This window comes from Granulicatella sp. HMSC30F09, assembly GCF_001806915.1.
GTDB classification, from domain to species: Bacteria; Bacillota; Bacilli; order Lactobacillales; family Aerococcaceae; genus Granulicatella; species Granulicatella adiacens.
On sequence record NZ_KV786434.1, the window covers coordinates 1 to 511 of the forward strand.

At 33.3% G+C, this 511-nt stretch carries 1 protein-coding gene; it reads right to left on the reverse strand.

Features of this window, described 5'->3' with window-relative positions; genetic code table 11:
* Positions 1 to 511 (reverse strand): transposase family protein (locus HMPREF3103_RS07660; RefSeq protein WP_246826967.1); only part of this gene is annotated, 511 nt, incomplete at both ends.

A 511-nucleotide genomic window follows, 5' to 3' on the forward strand; every position in this document is an offset into this window, starting at 1 on the left:
TGTAAGATTTTCTATCTCGTACAACATCGACCAGCTTGTGTGTAGTGCTATCACAAATAATGAAACTCATATTACTATCGGAAGATTTAACGGATTTAAATTCATCAAAACACAAATGCTCAGGTAAATCATGTAATGGTTTAATTGTTAATAATCGTGCTGTATCATCTATGATACGTCTTACAGTATGAACTGAAACATTTGTTTCTTTTGCGATATATGTTTCAGATACTGTTTCACTTATCTTTGATTTAATTTCATTTTTTAAACGTTTCGAAATATGACAATGTTTTTCTACGATTCGACTAGTATCTGCGGTAAATGAAGAACCACATTCTCTGCAGAGAAATCTCTGCTTTCGTAAATTTAAGTAGGCCGGTAGGCCTGAAACAGAACAGAGAGTGATACGAGAAGTTTTCGTCCCGTTTTTAACGATATTGTTATTTTGGCTTACACATCCACAAACGGCACAAAATTCAGGTTTATGCGTATATGTAGCTGAATAAAATAA